Below are 23914 nucleotides of genomic sequence, written 5' to 3' on the forward strand. Positions count from 1 at the left end.
TTCGAATCCCCACCGAAGGCCTCCGCAAATTGATCAACCCACGACGGGCAATACCGAGTTGCACGGTACCGGCCGCTGATGCGCGGGGTCGAGTGCATTGAGAGCAAAAGTCGCGGCGCGCAGCGATGCCGCGATTGCCAGGTGATCGGAGATGTCTTGCTCACAACCGTCCTGGACGACGATGTTGGTGGCGTTCGGCCCAGGCTCCAGCCCATTTGTATACGGCAGCACCAGTTCGTCGTAGCGGGTCGTGATGTTCGTGTAGTGAACACCCGGCGCGTAAACGCCTCCCGCACGGAGATTTTCGATGAACTCCGAGCCTGCCCCCATGTTCAGACATGCCTTGCAGATCGGGAATCCGGCCTGCGCTGCCTCGGATACCCCGAGTTCGCGAAGGCTGCGGCCGACACTTGCCTGCTCGTTTCCGAGCGTCCCCTTCCACAGCGACGCCACCGAGACGATGTTGTCCACTTTATCGGCACCACCGAGGAACTTCGCGTAGTACCCGTTGATGATGGTGCCCTGGGAATGTCCGATCAGATCTACCGATGTAGCACCCGTGGCATCAAGTACTTGATCGACGAAATTCGACAATTGTGCTGCGCTGGAAGGAATTTCCTGCATTCCGCCGATCGCCGACAACGGCCACGGTTGCTCGGGGAAGTTGCCGTATGTCAGCGCGAAGACGCAGTAGCCCTCGTTGGCGAGCAACGGCGCATAGGTGGCCCAGTTGGTCTGCCTGTTTCCACCCGTTCCGTGAACGAGCACAACCGGATTGGGATGTTCGGCAGTCGGTTTACACGAAAAGTCATTGGATCCCGGAGCTGAACCGCCAGGATTTCCCAACTCCTGAGGAACACCGGCAAGGAAGGCATTGGGCACGGGCAGCGGAGCCTGAGCCGAAGCCACGGAGGTGAACCCGACGAGCATCAGAGCGGCAAGAACCACGCCCCCGAACAACCTGTTTCTGTGCACGACCGACTCCTCTACGAGAGATGCGAACCGTGCAGACGCTAACAAACTAGAACGCGTTATCAATCCGTTTCGGCAAAATGCGCCCGAATCCATTCGCGATCCATTTCAGACGGCCTTTTCGTAGGCTCGGCGCACCTCGGTGGAAATACGACCGCGGGCCGAAATCTCGAAGCCGGCCCCCTTGGCCCATTCGCGGATGGCGGCACTCTGATCGCGGTCGGCAACTGGGCGAGACTTGGCCACCGATCCGTTGGCCGATTTTGCGGAATTCGACTTTCTCGCATGGGGAATCCACTTTTTCAGTGCATCGCGCAGTTCCGCGGCGTGGGCGGCGGTGAGATCGATTTCGTAAGCAACTCCGTCGACGGAAAACTCCACAGTTTCGTCGGCGGGCGATTTATTGTCCAGATCGTCAACCATCGTGACAACAACCTTTTTCACCACGACCATTCCTCCCCAGATCCTTCGATAAGCAGCGACAATAGCACCTGGACAAACGTCCTGTCTTGGCTCGCCAGGATGATTGGGACTTCTCGCCGCCGGGTATGCCGATCGACTTGTCTTGCGACAAAGACAGTGCCGATACATTCTTTGCGGCGCATCGGGGGATGCATCCAGACGGGGGAATCATGACAGACGACGACTCGAGAAAAGACCTCTACCGAGCGCAATCTTCGCCTCCAAGAACGGCACTCTCGCCAGCATCGCTTACAGCGGACCCACGAATTTCACCATCTCCGGACGCCCTGCGATCCGGTACACCGCAACCGTCACAAATATCCCGGCGGACAACGAATGCGATCCGCCCTCAGCACAATTCGATGTCGTCACCACACCCGGATACTCCACAGCCGAGGTCATGGTCTTCCTTGTCCAGTCGGATCAGGGACTACCTGACGCACTCAACCAGGGCACGATCGACCAAATCATCGCAACAATTCGAGAGTCCGAAACTCGGGCGACCGCGCATGGATGAATCCTTTGCCGCAGGCGAATGTCGTTGGGAACTATCGAATACCTTGGGAGCGCCCCAACTGAAAAAGGTTCGGCCGCAACATGTGCGGCCGAACCTTGATCGAAGTAAAGCTAGCGAGCGGACGGACGAACGATCGGGAAGAGGATCGTCTCGCGAATACCGAGACCAGTCAAAGCCATCAGCAGTCGATCGATTCCCATGCCGGTGCCGGTGGTCGGCGGCATGCCCTGTTCCATCGCGGCGAGGAACTCCTCGTCCAGCACCATCGCTTCGTCGTCGCCTGCCGACGCGAGGCGCGCCTGGTCGACAAAGCGCTCACGCTGGATGACCGGGTCGACCAGTTCGGAGTAGCCGGTCGCCAATTCGAATCCGCGGATGTAGAGGTCCCACTTCTCGGTGACACCCTTCTTGCTGCGGTGATCACGGGTCAGGGGCGACGTCTCGACCGGGAAGTCACGGACGAACGTCGGCACGTACAGCTGATCGCCGCACTGGTGTTCCCACAACTCCTCGACGAGCTTGCCGTGGCCGTAACCCTTGTCCTTGGGAACCTCGAGGCCGACCTTCTCCGCCAGAGCGAGAAGCTCGTCGACCGTCGTATCCGGCGTGACCTCGGTGCCGATGGCAGCCGACAGCGACGGGTACATCTCGAGAACCTGCCACTCGCCACTGACGTCGTACTCGGAACCGTCGGCGAGGGTGAGGACCTGCGTGCCGAATGCTTCCTGCGCAACTTCCTGGACGAGTTCACGAATCATCTTCGCGGAATCGTCGTACGTGCCGTAGGCCTCGTACGTCTCGAGCATCGCGAACTCGGGCGAGTGAGTGGAGTCGACGCCCTCGTTGCGGAAGTTGCGGTTGATCTCGAAGACCTTCTCGATACCGCCGACGACGCAACGCTTGAGGAACAGTTCCGGCGCGATACGCAGGTACAGGTCGATGTCGAGGGCGTTCGAGTGCGTGACGAACGGGCGAGCTGCCGCGCCGCCGTGCAGCGTCTGCAGCATCGGCGTCTCGACCTCGAGGAAGCCGCGGCTCTCGAGTGCATTGCGCAGCGCACGGACAACTGCGACGCGCTTGCGGGCGTTGTCCCGAGCCTCGGGGCGAACGATCAGATCCGCGTAGCGCTGACGCACCCGGGACTCTTCGCTCATTTCCTTGTGAGCAACCGGCAGGGGGCGCAGCGACTTGGACGCGATCTGCCACGCGTCGGCCATCACGCTGAGCTCGCCGCGACGGGAGCTGATGACCTCACCGTGGATGAAGACGAAGTCGCCGAGGTCGACGTCGGACTTCCAGGCAGCCAGTGCCTCTTCGCCGACGCCGGCGAGGCTGATCATGGCCTGCAGCTGGGTACCGTCGCCTTCCTGCAGAGTCGCGAAGCACAACTTGCCGGTGTTGCGCATGAAGATGACGCGGCCGACGACGCCGACCAGCACACCAGTCGCCGTGTCCGGCTCGAGTTCCGGGTACTCCGCGCGGATCTGCGCGAGCGTGTGGGTGCGATCGACCGAAACCGGGTACGCCTCCTGCCCCTGCGCGAGGATCCGTTCACGCTTCTCGCGCCGGATACGGAGCTGCTCGGGGGTGTCGTCGACTGGCTGGGCTTCTACATCACTCACGGGGTACAAGACTACTGGGCCGTGTCCACCGCGTTTGTTGCTGGTAGCACCGCGGCCACCGCGAGCACGATTCCCGACAGCAGGTACAGCCCGACCCGAACGTGATTCCACATAGTCCAACCCGCCTCGTACGACGCCCATGCGGCCGCGTCGGTAGTGCTGACCGAGGCAAACGCGTCGTTGCGAGGGACGTGGTAGATCGCGGTCACCGCGAAGGACGCGAGCACCCCGACGCAACCGACGACAGCAAGGACCCAGCCGTCCGGTCTGGAGATCGCTGCCCAGATTCCAGCGGCGATCGCGGTGAGCGCCGATCCGACCAGCGGCAGCATCAACGCACTACGCGGCGCTTCGACGTTGATCGCCTGCATCGACGTGATCGCGGTATGTGCATCGACCGACCGCAGAGCGGGCATCACGAAGGACGAGAAGGCAAACAACGCACCACCGGCGACGAGCGCGCCGAGCGCAGTCACCCCGAGCAGCAGCTCCAAGAAAATCTCGGATTTCTTCACGACCAGACCCCCGTTCGGGCAGCCTCGGCGGCAAAAGTGGTGAAATCTCGAGCGGGTCGTTCCAGGACCTCTTCGACGACGCCGGTCACACTTTGATTTCGTCCGTCGAGAACCTCGGCAAACAGGTACCTGAGTAACTCCACGACGTCACTCGGGACGCCGACCTCCGCCATGCCGTCGGAAAACTGTTTGAGTCCAATTCTTTCGAATGTCACGAGACGACCCGACGCCGTCGAAATCGCATCCACCGCCGCCGCGAAAGTGAGCAACTCCGGACCTGTCACCTCGAGAACTCGGCCAAGGAGGTCGGTTCGAGTCAATGCGGCCACCGCCACGTCGGCGAGATCGTCGACGTCGATGAACGGCTCCCCCACCTCACCGACCGGAAGTGCCAGGTGGCCTTCCCGAATCGGATCGAGTAGGTACCCCTCACTGAAGTTCTGGGCAAACCAACTGGCCCGCACCACAGCCCATTCCAGACCGCTGTCGGCGAGAACCTGCTCGGCTTTCTGCGCCGCCGGTTCACCGCGCCCGGACAGGAGCACCATGCGACGAACCCCTTCGCGGTACGCAAGCTCCGCGAACTCCTCGATGTGGGCGCTCGATTCCGGAACAGCCAGATCTGGCGCATACGTCACATATGCCACGTCGACGCCGGACACTGCTGGCTGCCACATCGTCTGATCGTTCCAGTCGAAACGCGCCCCGGATGTTCTCGATGCAATTCGGGTACGGATTCCCACCGCCGTCAGCCTCTGCGCAACGCGCGCACCGGTCTTGCCGGTACCACCGATCACTACTGCCGATTGAATGTCGCTTGTTGTCGTCATGCACTCATTCGACCGCGGAGCGTCAATACGATCCATAGCCGAAGGTCGCAAAAACATACGCCAGCGTCTACGGTCGAAGCATGGATGCATTGTCGATGATGCTGGCCGGATCGCGGGCGGAGGGCGCTTTTCTACTGCGCTCGCTGCTCGATCCACCGTGGTCATTACGTATCGAGGACCACGCACCGATCACCGTGCTGGTTCTGGTTCGAGGCAGCGCGGTCGTCGTCTCCGACACCGGACAGACAGAAGATCTCGAGGCCGGCGACGTTGCACTGTTGCGCGGCCCCGATCCGTATACGGTCGCCGATCACCCGGACACACCAGTCCACGTACTGATCGACGAAGCACAGAATTGCGCTGCGGTCGACGGCACAGCACTCGAGGACATGTCGGTTCTCGGCGTTCGCACCTGGGGCAACTCGACCAGTGGTCAGACCGTCATGCTCACGGGCACATACCGTTTGGACTCCTATGTCAGCCGTCAGATCCTCGACAGCCTGACACCCGTCGCGGTAGTACGACGCAGCATCGAAACCGCGCCGATGACAAACCTTCTGGAACAACAAATCGCCGCGGACGGGCCAGGACAGGAAGTGTTGTTGGACAGGCTCCTCGACCTGGTTCTGATCTCGGCGGTCCGTACCTGGTTCGCGGCGAACCCGGATCGATCGCCGCGATGGATCAAGGCCTACGAGGATCCCGTCATCGGGCATGCCTTGCGGCTCATACACAATCGGCCGGAGCACCCCTGGACGGTCGCGAGCCTGGCCCAGGAGACCGGCTGTTCGCGAGCGGCCTTCGCGCGCCGGTTCACCAGCCTCATGGGGCTCGGACCTGTCGGCTATCTGACCGACTGGCGACTGTCCGTGGCGGCGGATCTACTCGCAGACCCGGCACGAACGGTGTCGTCGATCGCGCGAGAAGTGGGCTACTCGAGCCCCTTTGCCCTCACAACCGCGTTCACCCGTCATCACGGAATGAGCCCGAAGATGTACCGCCAGACCCGCTGTGCGCCTTTATTAACCGCCCGCGGTTAATAAAGGCGCACAGCAAATACCTCAATGAGCCGAAACCGCCGCCAGCTCGCGGGAGCAATGACGAACTCCGCTCAGCGCACCGAGCAGGCCGGCGGCCTTGATCGCCTGGTACCCGCCCACGAGATCGGTGGCCTTGTGCAGGCCCAACTGCTGCAACGACGCTGCGGCCAGGCTCGAGGTGTAGCCCTCGGAGCAGACGATCACCCACTCGACGTCGTGGTCAGTGGCCAACGCGAGGTGTGCGCTGCTGGTGGGGTCGAGGCGCCATTCGAGCACGTTCCGCTCGATCGCGAGTGCACCGGGAAGAGTTCCCTCGATGGCGCGCTGCGCCTGCGGGCGAATGTCGACGAAGATCGCGCCGCGATGGAAGGCTTCGGTGAGCTGGAAGACGTACATACGATCGATCTGTGCGCGAGCGTCGTCGAGCATTTGGTCGATGGTCATTTGGTGCCCCCCTCGGGCAGGTCGGTCAGCTCGGTACGGGTGCGGCGAAGTGTCCGGTGATCCGTCACTTCGTAGAAGGACATTGCCGTCAGCGGCGGCGAGTAGGCGTGAACGCTCAGAGTCGGTGCATCAGAGCTGATTTCGATCGGAGCACCGGGAGCATCCGTCGAACGCACGACATCGTGAACCCATCCGAGCGGGAACGAAGCCTGGTCGCCGGCGTCGAGCTGGCGTTCCACCAGGGCGTCACCGGCCCAACGGAATTCGGTGAGCGAACCACTGAGGACGGTCAAGGCACCGAACGAGCCTGCGTGGTCGTGCAATTCGGTGTTGCGTTCGGGCACCCAACTGATGAGCCACACATCGACGTCGTCGTCCGCGTGCAAGCGGGTGGACCAACGGTCGAGCGTCGGGAAGGTGTCGGGGATGAGGTGATCGAAACGGCCGTCGAGCACGCCGTTTGCTCCCTCGTCGGTCAGACGCAGCAGATCGGCCGGGCGAAGGCGGGTAGGCAACGACGCACCACTCGGACGGCGTCCGGACGCCCCACGATTAGCGCTACGACCTGCGGAAACAGCACGATCAGCAGCGAGAGTCGGGGTCAAAACAGAGAGATCTGCAGAATATGTGGATAGCACGAGCTAGCTCCAAGGAATGTGAATTGGTCAAGGCAGCGGTCAGCCTCGACAACACTCCTGAGCACCCATGCAGCGATTCACGAGCACCATTGTGGCATAACTTTTGCAATCGCGAAACCGCTGGAACGAAACCATCGATCAGGCGACGGGTCGTCGACCGGATCCACGACGCGCCTGATTGCGCTCGAAGACCAACCTCAGCCCCTCGAGGGTGAGGTCCCGTTCGAGGTGATCGATGGTGTCGGACTCGGGAATGATCAGCGGTGCGCTGTCCCCGGTCGCGATCACGGAGACGTCGTCACCACCGAACTCCGGTAGTTCGTCGCGGACGCGGTTGACCAATCCGTCGACGAGGCCTGCAAAGCCGAATACCGCACCGGACTGCATGCATTCGACGGTATTCTTGCCGACCACCGAACGCGGGCGCACCAATTCGACCTTGCGCAGCGCAGCGGACTGCGACGCCAAGGCATCGGTCGAGATCTCGAGTCCGGGCGCGATGCAGCCGCCCAGAAACTCACCCTTGGCGGAAACGACGTCGACACAGGTCGACGTACCGAAGTCCACGACAATGCACGGCCCCTCGTAAAGATGGTGAGCGGCAAGGCTGTTGACGATCCGGTCGGCTCCCACCTCTTTGGGGTTGTCCACCAGCAGTGGCACACCGGTGCGAATACCCGGTTCGACCACCACATGGGGAACGTGACCCCAGTACCGCTCGAGCATCACACGGATTTCACGCAAGACGGACGGCACTGTCGACAGCGCCGCAACGCCGGTGATCTGATCGACATGAGAACCCAACAGCCCACGGAAGGTCAACGCCAACTCGTCGGCAGTCATCCGAGGATCGGTTCGCATTCGCCAGTCCTGCAACAGCTTCGAATACTCACCAGTCCCGGAGAACAGACCGAGAACGATGTTGGTGTTCCGGACGTCGACCGTGAGCAGCATGGATTACACCAGGCTGGATTCGCGCGAGGCCTCGAGCGTCGACAGCATGCGTGGGGTGATCAGACCCGAACCCTCCGGCGCGTGAGCCGGGTCGGAACCGAGTTCGATCTGCTTGTTGTCGGCATCGACGAAGACGACGCGCGGGGAGTACTCCTTGACTTCCTGCTCGTTCATCACGCCGTAGGCGATGAGGATGACCAGGTCGCCTGGCTTGACCAGATGCGCTGCCGCACCGTTGATTCCGATGACACCGGTTCCGCGCTCGCCGGCAATGACGTACGTCTCGAGACGCGCACCGTTGTCGATGTCGACGATGCACACCTGTTCGCCTTCGAGGAGGTCTGCGGCGTCCATCAGATCCTGGTCGACGGTGACGGAGCCGACGTAATGCAGGTCGGCGTGAGTCACGGTGGCGCGGTGGATCTTCGACTTCATCATCGTGCGAAACATATCCAGGTCCTTACTCGTGAAAAGTGCTCAGTGAGACAGCAGGTCGTCGATGGCGTCGGCGGATGGGTCGGTGTCACGCTCGAGGAAGCCGGTTCCCACCGCGACACCGACGTTGTCGATCAAACGGGTGGTTCCGAGCTTGGCGGCCACCAACAGTCGACCGTCACCTCGCTCGGGCGCGGGGCCCAGATCGACGCCCCGAACCTCGAGGTAGTCGACCTCGATTTCCGGAACAGCTGCCAGAACAGCGCGTGCGGTTTCCAGGATTGCTTCCGCTCCCCCAGCCGCCGCGTGTGCACCGGCGATCAGAGCGGCGGACAGCGCGACCGCTGCCGCGCGCTGGTTCTCGTCGAGGTAGCGATTGCGAGAGGACAACGCGAGACCGTCGAACTCGCGAACCGTCGGAACTCCGATGATCTGTACATCGAAGTTGAGATCCCACACCATCTGACGGATGAGCGTCAGCTGCTGGTAGTCCTTCTCACCGAAGTACGCGTGATTGGGTGCCGCGATCTGCAGCAACTTCGCCACTACCGTCAGCATTCCCGCGAAGTGAGTGGGGCGCGCTCCGCCTTCGAGTTCGCTACCCAACGGGCCCGGCACGACGGTGGTGCGCTGGCCCCGCGGGTACATCGTCTTGGCGCTCGGCGCGAACACCAATTCGACGCCCTCGGCGCGCAACAGGTCGAGATCCGCATCGAGAGTGCGCGGGTACGCGTCCAGGTCTTCACCGGCACCGAACTGGAGCGGGTTCACGAAGATGGAAACGATCACGACGGCGCCGGTGACCTTGGCCTGACGAACCAGTTCGATGTGGCCGGCATGCAGCGCACCCATCGTCGGAACGAGCGCCACCTGACGCCCGACACCTCGAAGTGCCCGCGAGACGCGCCGAAGCTTGTCCGGATCGTGGTGCACCGTCAGTTCGCCGCGCTTGTATCCGCCCTGCAGATCACTCACGACGGTCACCTCCCGTTTCAGTCAAGATGTCGAACAATTCGGTGGGGGCGCCCACCCTCTGGGCCGATCGCAAGGACATCGCCCGATAGCCGGCAGCGAGCTCCGGATCCAGGTCTGTCATTACGCGCAAATGTGTGTCGACAGCAGCAGCGTCGCCGCGTGCCACCGGGCCGGTCAACGCCGAGGGACCGCGTCGTAGCGCGTTGTCCAAGGCCGCCGACAGCAGCGGCTGCAGGACTCGCTCGGCCACTCCACCCGGATCGCCGTCGACCAACTGCTGACCGAGCAGCTCGTCACCTTGCAACGACGCTCGCAGGGCCTCGACGGCGTCGACCACGAGCGTGACCAGGTGATTACTGCCGTGAGCCAGTGCGGCGTGGTAGAGCGCGCGGTTCTCCTCGCGCACTCGGACGGGCTCGCCGCCGATCTCGAGGACCAGTGACTGCGCGATCGCGTAACCGATGTCGTCGGCAGCGGTGATTCCGAAGCATGCCGACGACAGCCGTGCGGTGTCCTCGTCGTGACCGGTGAACGTCATCGCCGGATGGATAGCCAGGGGTAGTGCGCCCAGTTCGGTGAGTGGAGTCAGGATCGCGATCCCGTTGGCACCGGACGTATGGGCGACGAGCGTGCCCGGCTTGACGGCATGGGTGGCCGCCAGACCTCGAACAAGATCCGCAAGTTGATCGTCAGGAACGGCGAGAATCAGCAACTCGGAACGAGCTGCGACGTCGGCGGCCGGAAGAATTTCGGTATCGGGAAGCCGCTTCACAGCGCGGGCAACCGAGGCGCTGGAGACGGCGGAGCAAGCGCTGACAACATGACCGGCTCGCTCCAATGCGGCACCGACAGCTGTTCCGACCCTGCCTGCGGAGACAATTCCTACCGTCAATCGCGCAGGTGCAGGTCCATTAGTGATCCCGAAGGAAGTCACCGGATTCCTCTCGTTCGTTCCAGTCCCGCTCGGCGGGTACCAGACGTTCTGCGTCCGAGGATATCCTTCGCCCGAACCGTCATGCCATGGCCGGGCGAGTGATCTGCGACTCAGTCCTCTCGGCGACGGCGTCGGCCGGAGCCTTCGGACGGGTTGTTCGAACTCAGGTTTGCCATGATTTCGGCGACGGTCAATCCGTTGGAATGAGCACCACTGGCGGCATCTTCCGGAGCGGCACGGCGACGACGTCGCGGCTCCGCGTCAGGCTCCGCAGCGGATTCGGGTTCAGCTTCCGCGACAGCTTCGGGAACAACCGCGCGAACAACCTCGGGCACCTCTTCGACGACAGCGTCTTCGATGACGGCATCTTCGATGTTCGGGGCCTGGGCGGGAGCCTTGACTTCAGGCTCGACCGGCGCGACCGGCTCCGAATCCTTCTTCACCGGAACGTCTTTCACCGTTCGTGTCGGCGAGGAACTCACCGGAGAACTCGGTACTTGGTTCCCGCTCTGGGGCTTCTGCGTCTCTTGTGGCTTCTGCGTCTCTCGAGACTTCTGGGTCGGGATGACGCGCGGCGCCACGAAGCTGCTGTCACGCCACGACGTCTCCGCGAACACGACGGTTGTCTCAGCAGTCACCGGATCGTCGTTGGGCGAAGCCAAGCCGCCGACGTTCGGTGCCGGTTGGCTGGGCCCGCTCTGGCCGGCGCCGGGAACGTACAACCCCGACGGTGCCGGCTGGTACGCGCCGTACGAACTACCGCCAAGTTCCGGCACTCGCGTCGAATCGGTCTTGAGCGCGGTCTGTTCGGGCAGCAGCCCACCTTCGAACAGTGCTTCGAGGTTTCGGCGCAGCGCCACCAATTCGGCGCGCAACCCGGCCAGCTCCTCCGCGTCCGCGGTCACCTCACGTCGCACGCGACCTTCGACGCTCAGTTCGTACTCGCGTCGAGCAGAAATTTCACGTTCGAGCTGCAGTTCGTACACGGTCTGCAGATCAGCAACCTTGGCTTTGTCCAGTGCCGACTCACGCCGATACTTGGTCATGGCGATAGCGCCGAGGGTGGCTGCCCACAGAGCGACGACCAGACCCACCCGAAGAAGCTGAACGCTGTTGCTGAAAATCAGAAACAGCGAAGCAATGACAGCAAGTGCCAGAAGAGCAGCAATGATCATCTGGCTCGCGCTGCGCTTGCTTCGGCGCGCAGACTTCGATCGACCAGAATTTGTCATGGTTGCCAGGGTACTTGCCGAGACCGGGGTCGCCACGTACCTCGGTGGGTGATTTGCCGACCAGGCTGTCAGTGCGCAGGCTCGTCAGGTGTATCTTCCGGCGTCTTGCAACAATGTTCGAGCCACAGAGCTGCCGCTACCAGCGCAATTGCGGCGCCCAACCCCACCCACGCGCCCGGCGTGTCGGAGGCTACGGCCTGCAGAACCGAGCGCTGTGGGATGAGATACACCAGCACTCCGACCCAGACACCGACGGTAGCTGAACCGACCAAAGCGGATGCTTTGGCCAATGCCAGCGCTCGGGCGGCGGTGATCGGATGAAGCTGTCTGAGCCCGTCGCCGACCTGCCGGTTCTTGACGCGTGAACGAATGACAAAAGCGAAGACGGCCTCGGCAACGGCCACGAAGTACAGCGACGCTCCCGCATAAACGGGGATCGGCGGCATCGAACCGTAGAACACGCGAATCAGAATCCAGGTGGCCACGGCCGCCACTGCGGCGAGTACCGCGAGTTCACTGATCCGGGTCGGCTTCAAACCCTTGTCGTTTTCGGTCACCGCGCAAGCACCACATCGGTAGTGCGGACACCTTCGCGCTCAGTGCGATCGAGGCCGTCGAGAATTTGTGCCACCGGCAACTTCTGGCCGTCGACGATCAGCGTCGCGTCAGGCTCGACGTCCAGCCAAGGAACGAGAACGAATGCCCGAAGATGCGCGCGCGGATGCGGAAGTGTGAGCACGGGATCGGAACTGACGACGCCTTCGCAGTCGACTACGTCCACGTCCAGGCTCCGTGGCCCCCACCGCTGTTCGCGCACCCGGTCTGCGGCTTCCTCGAGAGCTTGCGAGCGGCGAAGCCATTCAGCGGCATCGGCTTCGGGATCGTCGACCACCACCACCGCGTTGTAGAAATCCTGCTGCTCGACGCCACCCCACGGCGCGGTCGAGTAGACCGGTGAGACAGCAACGACGGCGCTGCCCAACCCGTCGACAACGGACTGCAGGTGAGCCACGCTGTCGCCGATGTTGGAACCGATCGACAGAACAGCGCGCGTCATGCCGATCGGGTCCGATGTGCGACGACGGCGACGTCCGCAAAAACCAGCGGAATCGGTGCCGACGGTTTGTGGACAACAACCTCGACGCTCTCGACTCGCGAATCTTTCATGACGTCGTCGGCGATCTCAGCGGCGACGGTCTCGATGAGATCGCGCGACGGGCCGGCGACTACCGCTGCGGCGGCTTCCGCCAACTCGCCGTAGTGCAGGGTCTGCGTCAGGTCGTCCGACGCCGCGGCGGGAGCCAAGTCCATCCATACGGTGATGTCGATGAAGAAGTCCTGACCGTCACGCTTCTCGTGGTCGAACACTCCGTGATTGCCGCGAACCTTCAGTCCGCGCAATTCGATTCGGTCCCCCATGTCAGGCCCTTTCTCGTCCACGGTTCCAGGCGTCGACCACGGCAATGGCGTCGAGCGAGGCTTGTGCGTCGTGCACCCGAACTCCCCAGGCGCCTTCGCGCGCTGCAAGGGCGGAGACCACGGCCGTCGCAGTCTCGCGGCCACCGGGTGGACGCGGATTGCCGTCGGGATCGCTGAGCAGAGACCCGAGGAACCGCTTTCGGGAAGCGCCGACCAGTACCGGGAATCCGGTCGCGTTGAACTCGGGTAGTGCACGCAACAGTGCCCAGTTGTGGTCGGCGTTCTTCGCGAACCCGAGGCCGGGGTCGAGGATGATCGACGACGAATCGACCCCTGCCTTCAACGCCAGATCGACCTGCGACAGCAGTTCGTCACGGACGTCGCGGACCACGTCGTCGTAGTGATCGGCGCTGCCACGATGGACGTAGTCGCCGGCCGAGCGCCAATGCATGAGGATCCAGGGCACTCCGGCGTCGGCCACAACGGACGCCATGTCGGGGTCTGCGCGACCGCCCGATACGTCGTTGACGATGCCTGCGCCCGCTTCGATCGCGGCGGCGGCGACGGAAGCACGCATCGTGTCGACGCTGACGCGAATTCCGGCTGCCACGAGTTCTTCGATCACCGGGGCAATTCGGTCCGCCTCGAGTTTCGGATCGACACGGGTGGCTCCGGGACGCGTCGACTCGCCGCCGACGTCGACGATGTCGACGCCGATGCGTTGCAGTTCGAGCCCGCGAGCGATCGCCGCGTCACGATCGAGAAATTGACCGCCGTCGGAAAACGAATCGGCGGTGACGTTCAGAATCCCCATCACGACCATCCGGGCCGGATCGCTGCCTGCAACGGGAGCCGCGGACATCTTGCTCACTTACGCAGGATGAGGTCCAGCGCTTCGGACCGCGAGGCCGCGCTGGATTGCAGGAGCCCACGAACCGCAGACGTGGTCGTGCTGGCTCCGGGCTTGCGGATACCGCGCATCGCCATGCACAGATGCTCGGCTTCGATGACGACGATGGCTCCGCGCGGGTCGAGCTTGCGCATCAAAGCATCCGCGATCTGACTGGTCAGGCGTTCTTGAACCTGCGGACGCTTGGCGTACAGGTCGACGACGCGCGCGAGCTTCGACAAACCGGTGACCTTGCCCGACTTTCCCGGGATGTAGCCAACGTGAGCAACACCGTGGAAGGACACCAGGTGGTGCTCGCACGTCGAGAACATCGGAATGTCTCGCACGAGCACCAACTCCTGGTGACCCTCGTCGAAAGTTGTGTTCAACGCGTCGTCAGGTTCGGAGTACAGACCCGCGAAGATCTCCTTGTACGAGCGCGCAACCCGGGCCGGCGTATCGAGCAGTCCTGGGCGCTCCGGATCTTCACCGACCGCGATCAACAATTCCCGTACGGCAGCCTCTGCCCGCGCCTGATCGAACGGGCGGCCCGTTCCGAGCGACACCAGTTCACTGGCCACATCATTCACCGACAACCGAACTCTCCTCGAGAATTGTTCACAGGTCCCCCGCCGCAGAGCCTAGTGGCGCAAGGTCAGCGAGATCCGTCCGGTCCGTCCCAGCGAACGGTGCTCGGCCCCTCGTCCTCAGCCGAATGGTGCGGCGGAGGAGTTTGCGGCTGTTCCGGTGAGGGGCTCTGCCACTGGTTTTCGCCGGTCGGGTTTCCCCGGTTCGGATCGGCGAAGGGTCCACTGTCCGGGTACTGCACCGGGTAATCGGGCTGCGCGGGGTAACGGCGGCCGGGATGCGGCTGCTCCGGGTACGCCTGCTGCCCCGGGTGCGGTTGACCGTACTGCCCCTGATCGGGCTGGGGCTGACCGTGTTGGGGCTGACCGTACTGGCCCTGCGACTGGTTCGGCGGGGTCGGATTCTGTCCACCGGTGTACCCACCCGACTGCTGTCCGGGGTACGTCGGCGACGGGTTCTCACGCGGAGGCCAACCCGGTGCCGACCATCCGGCGGGCGCTCCGTAGTCGGGCGTACCCGGTTGCGGAGTCTGCTGCGGAGCACTCGGCTGCGGGTACGAAGGCTGTGCGTAGCCGTTCGAGGGTCCCTGGTTGCCGTTGTTGGGGAGACCACCGTTGGGGACACCGCTGTTGGGTGCACCTGCCTTGACGAGAACAGGTGCGGCAGCGGGCTCCGGCCAGGTTTCGCCGCGCTCGATCGCGAGTTCGCGAGGAGTCTTCACCGGCGGACGATCCGAAGGCGTGCGCCCACCGAAATCGTTGAAAGCCGTGATGCGCGGACGCTTTTCGACGCCGGCAAGGATCTTCTCGAGGTCCTTGCGAGTCAACGTCTCACGCTCGAGCAGTTCGGTAGCGATGAGGTCGAGCGCATCGCGGTACTCGTTGAGGATTGCCCACGCTTCGGTGTGCGCTGCCTCGATGAGGTTGCGCACCTCTTCGTCGATTTCACGGGCGATCTCGTGTGAGTAGTCGGACTGAACGCCCATCGAACGGCCGAGGAACGGATCCCCGCCCTCCTGTCCGTAGCGAACCGCGCCGAGCTTGGCACTCATGCCGTATTCGGTGACCATCGCGCGGGCGATCTTGGTCGCCATGTCGATATCGGACGACGCTCCGGTGGTGGGCTCGTGGAACACCAACTCCTCGGCGGCGCGTCCACCCATTGCCATGACGAGACGAGCGATCATCTCCGAACGCGTCATCAAACCCTTGTCGTCCTCTGGCACGGTCATCGCGTGGCCACCCGTGCGACCGCGAGCGAGGATCGTGACCTTGTAGACCGGCTCGATGTCAGGCATTGCCCAAGCAGCCAGCGTGTGACCGCCCTCGTGGTACGCCGTGATCTTCTTCTCGTGCTCGCTGATGATGCGACTCTTACGCCGCGGTCCACCGACAACACGATCCACCGATTCCTCGAGCGAGGCTTCGGTGATGACGGTTCCGTTTTCGCGTGCGGTGAGCAGCGCAGCCTCGTTGATGACGTTGGCGAGATCAGCACCCGACATTCCGACGGTCCGCTTGGCGAGACCTTCGAGGTCGGCGTTGGGATCGATCGGCTTGCCCTGCGAGTGCACGCGCAGGATCGCGCGGCGACCGGCGAGGTCGGGGGCGCCGACCGGAATCTGGCGATCGAAGCGTCCCGGACGCAGCAGTGCGGGGTCGAGGATGTCGGGGCGGTTGGTTGCGGCGATCAAGATGATGCCGGTGCGATCACCGAAGCCGTCCATCTCGACGAGCAACTGGTTGAGTGTCTGCTCGCGCTCGTCGTGTCCGCCGCCCAGGCCTGCGCCGCGCTGACGACCGACGGCGTCGATCTCGTCGACGAAGATGATGCAGGGGCTGTTCTGCTTGGCCTGCTCGAACATGTCGCGAACACGCGAAGCACCGACACCGACGAACATCTCGACGAAGTCAGAACCGGAGATGGTGAAGAACGGGACGCCGGCTTCGCCTGCGACAGCGCGAGCGAGCAGCGTCTTACCGGTTCCGGGAGGGCCGTACAGCAGCACACCGCGCGGAATCTTGGCGCCGAGTGCCTGGTAGCGAGCCGGGTTCTGCAGGAAGTCCTTGATCTCGTACAGCTCTTCGACAGCCTCGTCCGCACCGGCGACGTCGGCGAACGTGGTTTTCGGCATGTCCTTGGTGAGCTGCTTGGCCTTCGACTTACCGAATCCCATGACTCCGCCGCGACCACCGCCGCCCTGCATCCGGTTCATGACGAAGAAGAAGATGCCGAACAGAATGATCATCGGCAGCACGAACAGAAGGATCGACGTCAGCCAGCTCTCCTGAGTGACCGTCGTGTTGAACTTGTCCGCACCGGCGCCTTCGACCTTGTCGAAGATTTGCTCCGACGCACTCGCGGGGTACTTCGCCAGGATCTGCGTCTTACCGTCGGTGGCGTCGTTGCCGTTCTTGAGCCACAGACGAACCTGCTGCTCACGGTCGTCGATCTGCGCCGACTCAACGTTCTTGGCGTCGAGTTGGGAGATCGCGACCGAGGTGTCGACGGTCTTGAAGTCGCGGGTGTCGTTGCTGAAGTAGCTGAAGGCATAGATCACCAACAGCACGACGGCTACGAGTAGCACGTTACGGAACACAGTCTTACGGTTCATACAGGTCGGCCGATGTGGCCGGTCCTTTCGAGAGTGCGGGTCTGCCAGGTCGCCTTCCGGCTGCCAACCGGACACCTGCAGGTTACCGCGATCGGCCCCATCGATGCCCGCCAGCGGCCGTGCCGCTTGGTTGGAACGGTCGTCACTGTGTTCAACGTGCGCATTGCCGATCAGGTTCCCGGGCTACGTCGCAGCACAGTTTCCTGTGAGCGAACATGCTCATAGTGGTTATCGTGCGCTTTTCCGACGCTTGTCCGTCGTTATTCGTCAGGCCGTGTCGGAGAGGATTCCCGCAACAGCGTCAGCGGCGCCCGATTGGTCACCGTCGATGATGCGGTGAGCGAGATGATCGAGTCGCGCAGACAGTCGAGCCGAGGATTCGGGCACGTCCGCCTGCTGGGCGATGGTCTCGTCGAGGTCAGCCAGTAAGCCACCTCCGGCCAGGTGCCTGACGCAGCGCCATGTCTCGGCGAAGTTTCTCGCGGTCCCGTCGTCGGTCAACATCGCGACCCGAAGCGCAGCGTTGGGATTCGACGCCGCCGCCCGAGCCAGGCCGGCCATGATCGCCTCCCTGGCGGCAGTCAGTTCGTCGACGGTTCGGTCCTGTAGCCGCACTCCCGAGTCCGCAGAGCGGCCCGCGTCGGGCGTCGGAGCTTCACGAATCACTGCACCGTTACCGTGCTGAATTTCGACTCTGCCCCGAATCTCGAGGGCCACGAGCGCTTGAGCCAGCGACGCGCGACTCACGCCGAGTTCGGCAGCCAGGCTGCGTTCGGGAGGAAGCCGATCGCCGGGCGAAAGGCCTTGAGCCTCGATGAAATTCGAAATGTGCTCGGCCAACTGCTCGTACAGGCGCGGACGCTTCAATCGTCCGGGCAGGCCCGAGCGCGAGCCGGGCGATGACGTCGAATTCATACCTCGGAGTGTACTTGACAAATGGAGCAGTGGCAGAGAGGCTAGGCCAATTCCAAGTGATGCAGACCACAAGCTGGTCGCGAACGGATTGAGAGTTCGATGGCAAATGTCATAGCCCTGTCAGTACTTGTCCTGGTGTTCGTCATATCCACCGTGAGGTCGGTGAACATGGGTGCGCTCGCCCTGGTGGCTGCCTTCGTCGTCGGAACACTGGTCTTCACCGTCGATACCAGCGAGATCCTCGACGGCTTCCCGGCCAGCCTCTTCGTCATCCTGGTCGGCGTCACCTACCTGTTCGCGCTGGCCAGAAACAACGGCACGGTCGACTGGATCATTCACGCGGCAGTCCGCGCGGTCAGAGGACGAGTGGCCCTCGTGCCGTGGGCGATGTTCGCGGTGTGCGCAGCCGTGACCGCCATGGGCGCGGTCAGTCCCGCTGCCGTCGCCATCATCGCGCCGGTGGCAATGGGCTTCGCCACCCGCTACCGGATCCACCCCATGCTGATGGGCTTCATGGTCGTCCAGGGCGCAACGGCGGGCAGCTTCTCCCCTATCGGGATCTTCGGCGTGATCACCAACGACGTCATGCGTCAGAACGGCCTCCCGTCGAGCCCGGCCTTGCTGTTCGTCTCGACCTTCGCGGCCGCGGCCGTTGTTGCTGCCATCGCGTACGTCTCGTTCGGCGGACGCGCGTTGATTGCGCGCGGCGCCTCCGAACGCGTGCTCGTCAACGCAGTCGGCAATGCGTCTGGCGGGAGCGACACCATCACCGGTTCGGGTTCCGGCGACAGCTCGAAGGGTGGCGGCAAGTCCTCGGGTGGGACCGCTCCGCACGAGGGAGCACTCAACCTCGAGCGCCGACTCACCTTGCTCGGACTGGCGTCGCTTGCACTCGGCGCCTTGGTGTTCGACCTCGACGTCGGATTCACCGCACTGACCGTCGCGGTACTTCTCACCCTGATCTTCCCTGCCTCCGCCCGCGGCGCCGTCGACAAGATCAGCTGGGGCACCGTGCTCCTCATCGGCGGAATCGTCACGTACGTCGCTCTTCTGCAGAACCAGAACACCGTCCAGTGGCTCGGGGATTCGGTTGCACACGTGGGGATTCCACTTCTCGCGGCGTTCTTGATCTGTCTGATCGGCGCGATCGTGTCGGCGTTTGCATCCACCACGGGAATCCTCGGCGCACTCATCCCTTTGGCAATTCCATTCCTCATGACCGGTCAGGTCAATGCAACCGGTCTGGTCATCGCGCTGGCAATCTCCTCGTCTCTGGTCGATTGCAGTCCGTTCTCGACCAACGGCGCGCTGGTGGTCGCGAACGCCGCTCCGGAAGAACGCGACGTGGTGTTCGGGCTGACGATGCGGTGGGGCATGACCATCATGGTGGTGACGCCGATTCTCGCCTGGCTGCTGTTCGTTGTTCCATGGTCCGTCTGAATCTTCGCTCAAAGAAAGGGAACTCGCGATGAACAGCGAATCCACACTTCTGCGCTCCCTCGACCCCCGCATCTTCGACGATCACGGAGCGGCGGTCAGTTTCGGCGAAGGCGCAACCCTCTCTCGCGCCGACTTGTTTGCCGCCGCCACCGCGGTCGCCGATCAAATCCATGGTGCACAGCGAGTGGCAGTACAAGCCGCCGCCGGCCTCGAGACAGTGGTCGCCGTCGCCGGCGCACTGATCGCCGGTGTTGCCGTGGTCCCGATCCCGCCGGACTCCGGCCCGCTCGAACGTCAGCACATCATCGCCGATTCCAAGGCCGAACTGATACTCGGAGAAGGGCCGACGGATTCGAGTATCCCGTTGATTCCCATCGATATTCACGCGCGATCCGCGACGTCCTATCCCGAACCGAGTGCGGCAGCTACTGCACTGATCATGTACACCTCGGGAACCACCGGAGCTCCGAAAGGCGTTGTCCTCTCGCGAGCATCGATCGCAGCGGATCTCGACGCGCTCGCTCATGTGTGGAATTGGACGCCAGAGGACACACTCGTCCACGGACTGCCCCTCTTCCACGTCCACGGGTTGATTCTCGGCGTGTTGGGCGCCTTGCGCGTGGGTTCGCCGCTGATTCATACCGTCAGACCAACTCCGGATTCGTATGCCGCAGCGGGTGGCTCGTTGTACTTCGGTGTTCCGACCGTCTGGTCACGCGTGTGCGGTGATCCCTCGGCGGCAGCAGCATTGCGATCCGCGCGCTTGCTCGTGTCCGGAAGTGCACCACTTCCGGTTCCATTGTTCGAGCGGATGAAATCGCTGACCGGGTTGGCTCCCGTCGAGCGCTACGGAATGAGTGAAACCCTCATCACCGTCAGCACGACGGACGACGGCGAACGTCGCCCGGGTTGGGTCGGGCACGCCGTTCCGGGAGTCAGGACGAGGTTGCGCGGCGAGAACGGCGAACTGTCGGCGCACGACGGAGAGCAGCTTGGGCAACTGGAAGTTGCGGGCGCCGTTCTCTTCGACGAGTACCTCGGGAACCCCTCGAAGACAGCGGAATCCATGACCGAAGACGGCTGGTTTCGCACCGGCGACATCGCGGTGATCGACGACAGCGGATTCCACCGCATCGTAGGTCGCGAGTCGGTCGACATGATCAAGTCCGGTGGATACCGCATCGGTGCCGGCGAGGTGGAACAGGCACTTCTGGCATACCCCGGCGTTCGCGAGGCCGCCGTCGTCGGTGTGCCGGACGACGATCTCGGACAGCGCATAGTCGCGTTCATCGTCGGCGACGTAGCCGACTGCGCTGTGGTTTCGGACTTCGTCGCCGAATCACTGTCGATCCACAAGCGCCCACGCCAGGTTTGTCTGGTGGACAGCTTGCCGCGCAACGCTATGGGCAAGGTCCAGAAGAAGCTGCTGACGCCCTGAAGGTGTGCTTGTTTCCCTCGAAGCGTGCTCGCTCACTGCCTGGTGACCACGACGACAGCATCAGCCATCCGATCGTGGAAGCCGCGGACGTCCGGTGCGCTACTGATCGAAACGATGATCGCGATCGAAATAGCGACTGTTACCAGAGAACCGAGAATGCTCGCGACACTGCCCAACGACATCGAATTCAGCATGCCGACGAGCTCGTCACCACTACCGAGCATGGCCAACGCCGAAACAGCCGATCCGAGGTACATGGGGATCACGAATGCATTCCGTTTGAAGGACTGCGTCAGGGCCGGACGCGCACCTCCTACCGAGCGAACGCCTATTCCGAGGGCGAGTTTGCCCAGGGTTACCCCGAATGCCGACTCTCCCCATACGAAGTACACGATCGAACCGATCCCGATCAGCAGGCCAATCAGACCCGAACTTGTCCGGTAGGAATCGAAGTCGAATCCGTTTCCGAGCGTCGCGGTGGAGATCATTCCGCCGACGACCGACACAACTGCGAGAATGGCAAAATCGATGAACCGCGCGGCAACTCGTATCCCGGCTCCGGCCGGCCGAAACCCACCAGGCGGGAGTGGAACGCCGGTCGGCGCATACCCCGGGTTCGGTTGCGGCACGGCCGGTGGCGGTGCGGCCAGTTGCACGGGGCCGCTACCGGAGCGGGATTCCGGTGCGTTCGAGATGAAGGTCTCGGTCGCAGGTTCGGTCGCGGGTTCGGGTTCGGGTTCGGGTCCGAGTAGACCGAATTGCCCAGCAGCCCTTCGGTCCAACGCCGCATCCACAGCCGGATCACCCAGCGCTTCGAGCCACGTCACAAGATCGTCGTACGTCGACGGATTCGCAGCAATCGCCGGCCGCAACTCCGGCGAACTCGACGCAATCTCGAACAGCACCGCCGCCGGAGTCCGCGGATCCGCAGCCTCGAGAGCACGTCCCGAAGGCTGAACGGGCACCGGCGCAGGCACGGGCACACGGCCAGGTTCAGGTTCAGGTAGACCGAATTGCCCAGCAGCCCTTCGGTCCAACGCCGCATCCACAGCCGGATCACCCAGCGCTTCGAGCCACGTCACAAGATCGTCGTACGTCGACGGATTCGCAGCAATCGCCGGCCGCAACTCCGGCGAACTCGACGCAATCTCGAACAGCACCGCCGCCGGAGTCCGCGGATCCGCAGCCTCGAGAGCACGCCTCGAAGGCCGAACGGGCTGTCCGAGATTCGGTATCGCAGCTGTAACCGTGGTGGCCGACGCGAACAGTTGCACCCCCGCATACAAATTCCGAACAGCCGGTGAGACTGTGAGAGCGAGAGCAACCAGAACCACCAGCATCGCCATGGCGAGATCGAATATCCATGCACTGTAATATATTTCGCCATACATGGCCGACTGCACCACGAGATGAGCGATCATCAGGACGAGCAAGCCGAGACAGACTCCGAGACCGACCTCGCGTGACGGGCGAGGGTCGAGCGAAAAATACCGAAGCGACAGTGATCTGACTCCGACAACGGCAAGAATCCCGAAGAGTATCGCGAGAACTGCGAGCACTAACGCATCTCCCCACGGCACGATGCCAAATTGCGTTGCTGCCATTGCGATCTGAGAGAATCCAACACCGAAGCTCCACACCGCGATCAACAGCATGCCGTTTCGTGCCGCTGCGAGCCAGACGTATCCGGGGTGCGTCCCGTCGCCGACGGACGCAACACCGAATGGAATGAATGTAATTGCGGCTGCGGCAATCAAGAACGTGATGCCGTAGTAGGGACTAGCCGTGACCGTGTGGAACAGCTCGACACTTGTGCCCTCGCTGATCGAGTGGAGTAATCCGGCTGCGAGGAGAGCGATGCCGAGCGCGGCGATGGTGAGGCGCCAGGACGCAAACCGTCTGGCGAGACCGACTGCCGCAACACCCACCACGACGATCGGAACGGCCGACGACACGAAGAGAACGATCAGGCTCTCGAATGTCTGCGGCCCGTCGTAATATCGGTAGCGACTGACGGAGACCAGGATGTAGATCAGCGCGAGTAGCGCCGAGGCCACTGACGACCCCCAAGCCACAAACACAAGCGGCTTCACCAACGCCAACCATCGCGGCGCGGTTCGAGGGTCGATGCGAATTTCGGCCGCGCGCGGTTGAGCTGCGAGCAGGGCGCCGGCAAGCCCGAACCACGCTCCAGCGCCAACCCCGTTGCCGGTGAAAATACTCGAACTCTCACTGAATCGGAACATTCCACGAATGACGTCGTAGACGACAAGACCCACAACAGTGGCAATGAGGGGTCCGTTGGCCACCAGACGCAGCACACGTATCTGCCCGACATTCCAATTCGGCCCGAGCATTCCGAGTCGCGCCACGTACGGCAGTAACAGCGACGCCAGCGACAGCAGTGTCGGCAGAACCAGAAGCAGCACAAGAGCACTCGAACCGACGCGGGCTATTCCGACGGTCGCACTCCACGGTAAGAAGAGCGACACGAACAGCAGTGCCGCGGCTGTCCCGTCGCGGGTGTAGTCACCGATCCGAATATCCACGAACGCAGATCGCGTCGGTGAATAGCTCTGTGGCGGTGGATACATGCCGTGCGACTGGGGCGAACTGCTTATTGATGGTTCACCGGGTTGACGCGAGTTGTCTTCGGTCATTCGCCAAGCTCCTCAGATGTGGGAAGTGCGCCGAACGGGTCAGGCACTATCGCCGATATTTGGTGGTCCCCGACGAATCGCGATCGTTGCTGACGATCTTGGCGAAGCATTGATCGTTGGCAATCCGCTTCGAATCGCACCACCCGTTGGCCGCATCCGCATCCGCAAACGTCAAGCCTGCGACGGTTATCCACCAACCCCGGAGATCGAAGGTCCGCCATTCGTCACTCCAGAGCAGACGCACCTCCGGATACATGAGACGAAGTTCGAGATGCTGTCGCAGGATCTGGGCAGCAGTCCAATGCACCTGAGCGCCATTGATATCCGCCGCATCGAGTCCGACCCGCTTGGAGGAGATCTGAGCCACCCACCTGTTCGCGA

Annotated in this window: 25 protein-coding genes; 3 read left to right on the top strand and 22 right to left on the bottom strand. The window is 62.9% G+C overall.

Features of this window, described 5'->3' with window-relative positions; genetic code table 11:
• Positions 1–33: 33 nt before the first annotated feature.
• The 6 genes from PCS43_RS05985 to PCS43_RS06010 all read right to left on the bottom strand — a co-directional run bounded on the left by PCS43_RS05985 (position 34) and on the right by PCS43_RS06010 (position 4918).
• Positions 34–975 carry an esterase/lipase family protein gene (locus PCS43_RS05985; RefSeq protein WP_007726972.1) on the bottom strand — a complete coding sequence of 314 codons (942 nt, stop codon included), beginning with the start codon at positions 973–975 and terminating at the stop codon, positions 34–36.
• A 105-nt stretch (positions 976–1080) separates the two neighbouring features.
• Positions 1081–1419, bottom strand: coding sequence for a histone-like nucleoid-structuring protein Lsr2 (locus PCS43_RS05990; protein WP_307848877.1), 339 nt, complete (start codon positions 1417–1419; stop codon positions 1081–1083).
• Positions 1420–1683: 264 nt separating this feature from the next.
• Positions 1684–1836, bottom strand: a complete 153-nt coding sequence (locus PCS43_RS05995; RefSeq protein ID WP_167548962.1) for a hypothetical protein — start codon at positions 1834–1836, stop codon at positions 1684–1686.
• A 225-nt stretch (positions 1837–2061) separates the two neighbouring features.
• Positions 2062–3573, bottom strand: a complete 1512-nt coding sequence (gene lysS / locus PCS43_RS06000) for a lysine--tRNA ligase (RefSeq protein WP_003945834.1) — start codon at positions 3571–3573, stop codon at positions 2062–2064.
• Between the two features lie 11 nt (positions 3574–3584).
• The gene (locus tag PCS43_RS06005) at positions 3585–4088 is read right to left on the bottom strand and encodes an anthrone oxygenase family protein (protein ID WP_054826783.1); all 504 of its coding nucleotides are present in this window, start codon (positions 4086–4088) and stop codon (positions 3585–3587) included.
• Positions 4085–4918 carry an NAD(P)H-binding protein gene (locus PCS43_RS06010; RefSeq protein WP_209911232.1) on the bottom strand — a complete coding sequence of 278 codons (834 nt, stop codon included), beginning with the start codon at positions 4916–4918 and terminating at the stop codon, positions 4085–4087. Before PCS43_RS06010 ends, PCS43_RS06005 begins: the two co-directional genes overlap by 4 nt.
• 80 nt (positions 4919–4998) lie before the next feature.
• Here PCS43_RS06010 and PCS43_RS06015 point away from each other — a divergent pair, with 80 nt between their 5' ends.
• Positions 4999–5958, top strand: coding sequence for an AraC family transcriptional regulator (locus tag PCS43_RS06015; protein WP_209911227.1), 960 nt, complete (start codon positions 4999–5001; stop codon positions 5956–5958).
• 21 nt (positions 5959–5979) lie between these two features.
• Here PCS43_RS06015 and PCS43_RS06020 read toward each other — a convergent pair whose 3' ends face one another.
• The 14 genes from PCS43_RS06020 to PCS43_RS06085 all read right to left on the bottom strand — a co-directional run bounded on the left by PCS43_RS06020 (position 5980) and on the right by PCS43_RS06085 (position 17995).
• The gene (locus tag PCS43_RS06020; RefSeq protein WP_003945445.1) at positions 5980–6402 is read right to left on the bottom strand and encodes a rhodanese-like domain-containing protein; all 423 of its coding nucleotides are present in this window, start codon (positions 6400–6402) and stop codon (positions 5980–5982) included.
• Entirely contained in the window at positions 6399–6917 is a 519-nt protein-coding gene (locus PCS43_RS06025; RefSeq protein ID WP_007726989.1) for a cysteine dioxygenase, read from the bottom strand. Before PCS43_RS06025 ends, PCS43_RS06020 begins: the two co-directional genes overlap by 4 nt.
• A gap of 261 nt (positions 6918–7178) precedes the next feature.
• A complete protein-coding gene (locus PCS43_RS06030; protein WP_007726991.1) occupies positions 7179–7994 on the bottom strand; it encodes a type III pantothenate kinase in 816 nt (271 codons plus the stop codon).
• 3 nt (positions 7995–7997) lie between these two features.
• The gene (gene panD, locus PCS43_RS06035; RefSeq protein WP_003945761.1) at positions 7998–8444 is read right to left on the bottom strand and encodes an aspartate 1-decarboxylase; all 447 of its coding nucleotides are present in this window, start codon (positions 8442–8444) and stop codon (positions 7998–8000) included.
• A gap of 27 nt (positions 8445–8471) precedes the next feature.
• On the bottom strand, positions 8472–9404 hold the full coding sequence (gene panC / locus PCS43_RS06040) for a pantoate--beta-alanine ligase (RefSeq protein ID WP_175280118.1): 933 nt from the start codon (positions 9402–9404) through the stop codon (positions 8472–8474).
• Complete coding sequence (locus PCS43_RS06045; RefSeq protein ID WP_209911224.1) at positions 9397–10338, bottom strand: Rossmann-like and DUF2520 domain-containing protein; 942 nt, start codon at positions 10336–10338, stop codon at positions 9397–9399. The genes panC and PCS43_RS06045 overlap by 8 nt, the downstream gene beginning before the upstream one ends.
• 110 nt (positions 10339–10448) lie before the next feature.
• A complete protein-coding gene (locus tag PCS43_RS06050; RefSeq protein ID WP_197486205.1) occupies positions 10449–11570 on the bottom strand; it encodes a DUF6779 domain-containing protein in 1122 nt (373 codons plus the stop codon).
• Between the two features lie 68 nt (positions 11571–11638).
• Positions 11639–12106 (bottom strand): DUF3180 domain-containing protein, encoded by a 468-nt coding sequence (locus PCS43_RS06055; protein ID WP_209911780.1) that lies wholly within the window; start codon positions 12104–12106, stop codon positions 11639–11641.
• Between the two features lie 17 nt (positions 12107–12123).
• Positions 12124–12627 (bottom strand): 2-amino-4-hydroxy-6-hydroxymethyldihydropteridine diphosphokinase, encoded by a 504-nt coding sequence (folK, locus tag PCS43_RS06060; protein WP_003945848.1) that lies wholly within the window; start codon positions 12625–12627, stop codon positions 12124–12126.
• A complete protein-coding gene (gene folB, locus PCS43_RS06065; RefSeq protein ID WP_042923559.1) occupies positions 12624–12989 on the bottom strand; it encodes a dihydroneopterin aldolase in 366 nt (121 codons plus the stop codon). Before folB ends, folK begins: the two co-directional genes overlap by 4 nt.
• Position 12990: 1 nt before the next feature.
• Complete coding sequence (gene folP / locus PCS43_RS06070; RefSeq protein WP_020968349.1) at positions 12991–13851, bottom strand: dihydropteroate synthase; 861 nt, start codon at positions 13849–13851, stop codon at positions 12991–12993.
• Positions 13852–13856: 5 nt separating this feature from the next.
• On the bottom strand, positions 13857–14474 hold the full coding sequence (gene folE, locus PCS43_RS06075; protein WP_019746783.1) for a GTP cyclohydrolase I FolE: 618 nt from the start codon (positions 14472–14474) through the stop codon (positions 13857–13859).
• A gap of 59 nt (positions 14475–14533) precedes the next feature.
• A complete protein-coding gene (gene ftsH / locus PCS43_RS06080; protein ID WP_209911221.1) occupies positions 14534–17080 on the bottom strand; it encodes an ATP-dependent zinc metalloprotease FtsH in 2547 nt (848 codons plus the stop codon).
• 267 nt (positions 17081–17347) lie between these two features.
• On the bottom strand, positions 17348–17995 hold the full coding sequence (locus tag PCS43_RS06085; protein ID WP_070161950.1) for a FadR/GntR family transcriptional regulator: 648 nt from the start codon (positions 17993–17995) through the stop codon (positions 17348–17350).
• Between the two features lie 99 nt (positions 17996–18094).
• Between PCS43_RS06085 and PCS43_RS06090 the strand changes: the two genes are divergently transcribed.
• Both PCS43_RS06090 and PCS43_RS06095 read left to right on the top strand, forming a co-directional pair.
• Positions 18095–19435 carry an SLC13 family permease gene (locus PCS43_RS06090; RefSeq protein ID WP_064688651.1) on the top strand — a complete coding sequence of 447 codons (1341 nt, stop codon included), beginning with the start codon at positions 18095–18097 and terminating at the stop codon, positions 19433–19435.
• 28 nt (positions 19436–19463) lie between these two features.
• Positions 19464–20873 carry an acyl-CoA synthetase gene (locus PCS43_RS06095; RefSeq protein WP_209911218.1) on the top strand — a complete coding sequence of 470 codons (1410 nt, stop codon included), beginning with the start codon at positions 19464–19466 and terminating at the stop codon, positions 20871–20873.
• A 32-nt stretch (positions 20874–20905) separates the two neighbouring features.
• On the opposite strand, the gene PCS43_RS06100 is transcribed toward PCS43_RS06095, so the two are convergent.
• A complete protein-coding gene (locus PCS43_RS06100) occupies positions 20906–23533 on the bottom strand; it encodes a DUF7937 domain-containing protein (protein ID WP_209911215.1) in 2628 nt (875 codons plus the stop codon).
• Positions 23534–23579: 46 nt separating this feature from the next.
• Positions 23580–23900, bottom strand: a complete 321-nt coding sequence (locus tag PCS43_RS06105; protein WP_245361535.1) for a hypothetical protein — start codon at positions 23898–23900, stop codon at positions 23580–23582.
• Between the last annotated feature and the right edge of the window lie 14 nt (positions 23901–23914).

Source organism: Rhodococcus sp. C-2 (assembly GCF_027854095.1).
GTDB classification, from domain to species: Bacteria; Actinomycetota; Actinomycetes; order Mycobacteriales; family Mycobacteriaceae; genus Rhodococcus_F; species Rhodococcus_F qingshengii.

Bases quoted from the DNA above. Each gene is read 5' to 3' on its own strand.
- folP (WP_020968349.1), bottom strand. From the start codon at position 13,851: ATGTCCGCGGCTCCCGTTGCAGGCAGCGATCCGGCCCGGATGGTCGTG.
- PCS43_RS06050 (WP_197486205.1), bottom strand. From the start codon at position 11,570: ATGACAAATTCTGGTCGATCGAAGTCTGCGCGCCGAAGCAAGCGCAGC.
- folB (WP_042923559.1), bottom strand. From the start codon at position 12,989: ATGGGGGACCGAATCGAATTGCGCGGACTGAAGGTTCGCGGCAATCAC.
- PCS43_RS06090 (WP_064688651.1), top strand. From the start codon at position 18,095: ATGGCAAATGTCATAGCCCTGTCAGTACTTGTCCTGGTGTTCGTCATA.
- PCS43_RS06015 (WP_209911227.1), top strand. From the start codon at position 4,999: ATGGATGCATTGTCGATGATGCTGGCCGGATCGCGGGCGGAGGGCGCT.
- PCS43_RS06085 (WP_070161950.1), bottom strand. From the start codon at position 17,995: ATGAATTCGACGTCATCGCCCGGCTCGCGCTCGGGCCTGCCCGGACGA.
- PCS43_RS06095 (WP_209911218.1), top strand. From the start codon at position 19,464: ATGAACAGCGAATCCACACTTCTGCGCTCCCTCGACCCCCGCATCTTC.
- folK (WP_003945848.1), bottom strand. From the start codon at position 12,627: ATGACGCGCGCTGTTCTGTCGATCGGTTCCAACATCGGCGACAGCGTG.
- PCS43_RS06030 (WP_007726991.1), bottom strand. From the start codon at position 7,994: ATGCTGCTCACGGTCGACGTCCGGAACACCAACATCGTTCTCGGTCTG.
- PCS43_RS06010 (WP_209911232.1), bottom strand. From the start codon at position 4,918: ATGACGACAACAAGCGACATTCAATCGGCAGTAGTGATCGGTGGTACC.
- PCS43_RS06100 (WP_209911215.1), bottom strand. From the start codon at position 23,533: ATGACCGAAGACAACTCGCGTCAACCCGGTGAACCATCAATAAGCAGT.
- ftsH (WP_209911221.1), bottom strand. From the start codon at position 17,080: ATGAACCGTAAGACTGTGTTCCGTAACGTGCTACTCGTAGCCGTCGTG.
- panD (WP_003945761.1), bottom strand. From the start codon at position 8,444: ATGTTTCGCACGATGATGAAGTCGAAGATCCACCGCGCCACCGTGACT.
- PCS43_RS05995 (WP_167548962.1), bottom strand. From the start codon at position 1,836: ATGACCTCGGCTGTGGAGTATCCGGGTGTGGTGACGACATCGAATTGT.
- PCS43_RS06020 (WP_003945445.1), bottom strand. From the start codon at position 6,402: ATGACCATCGACCAAATGCTCGACGACGCTCGCGCACAGATCGATCGT.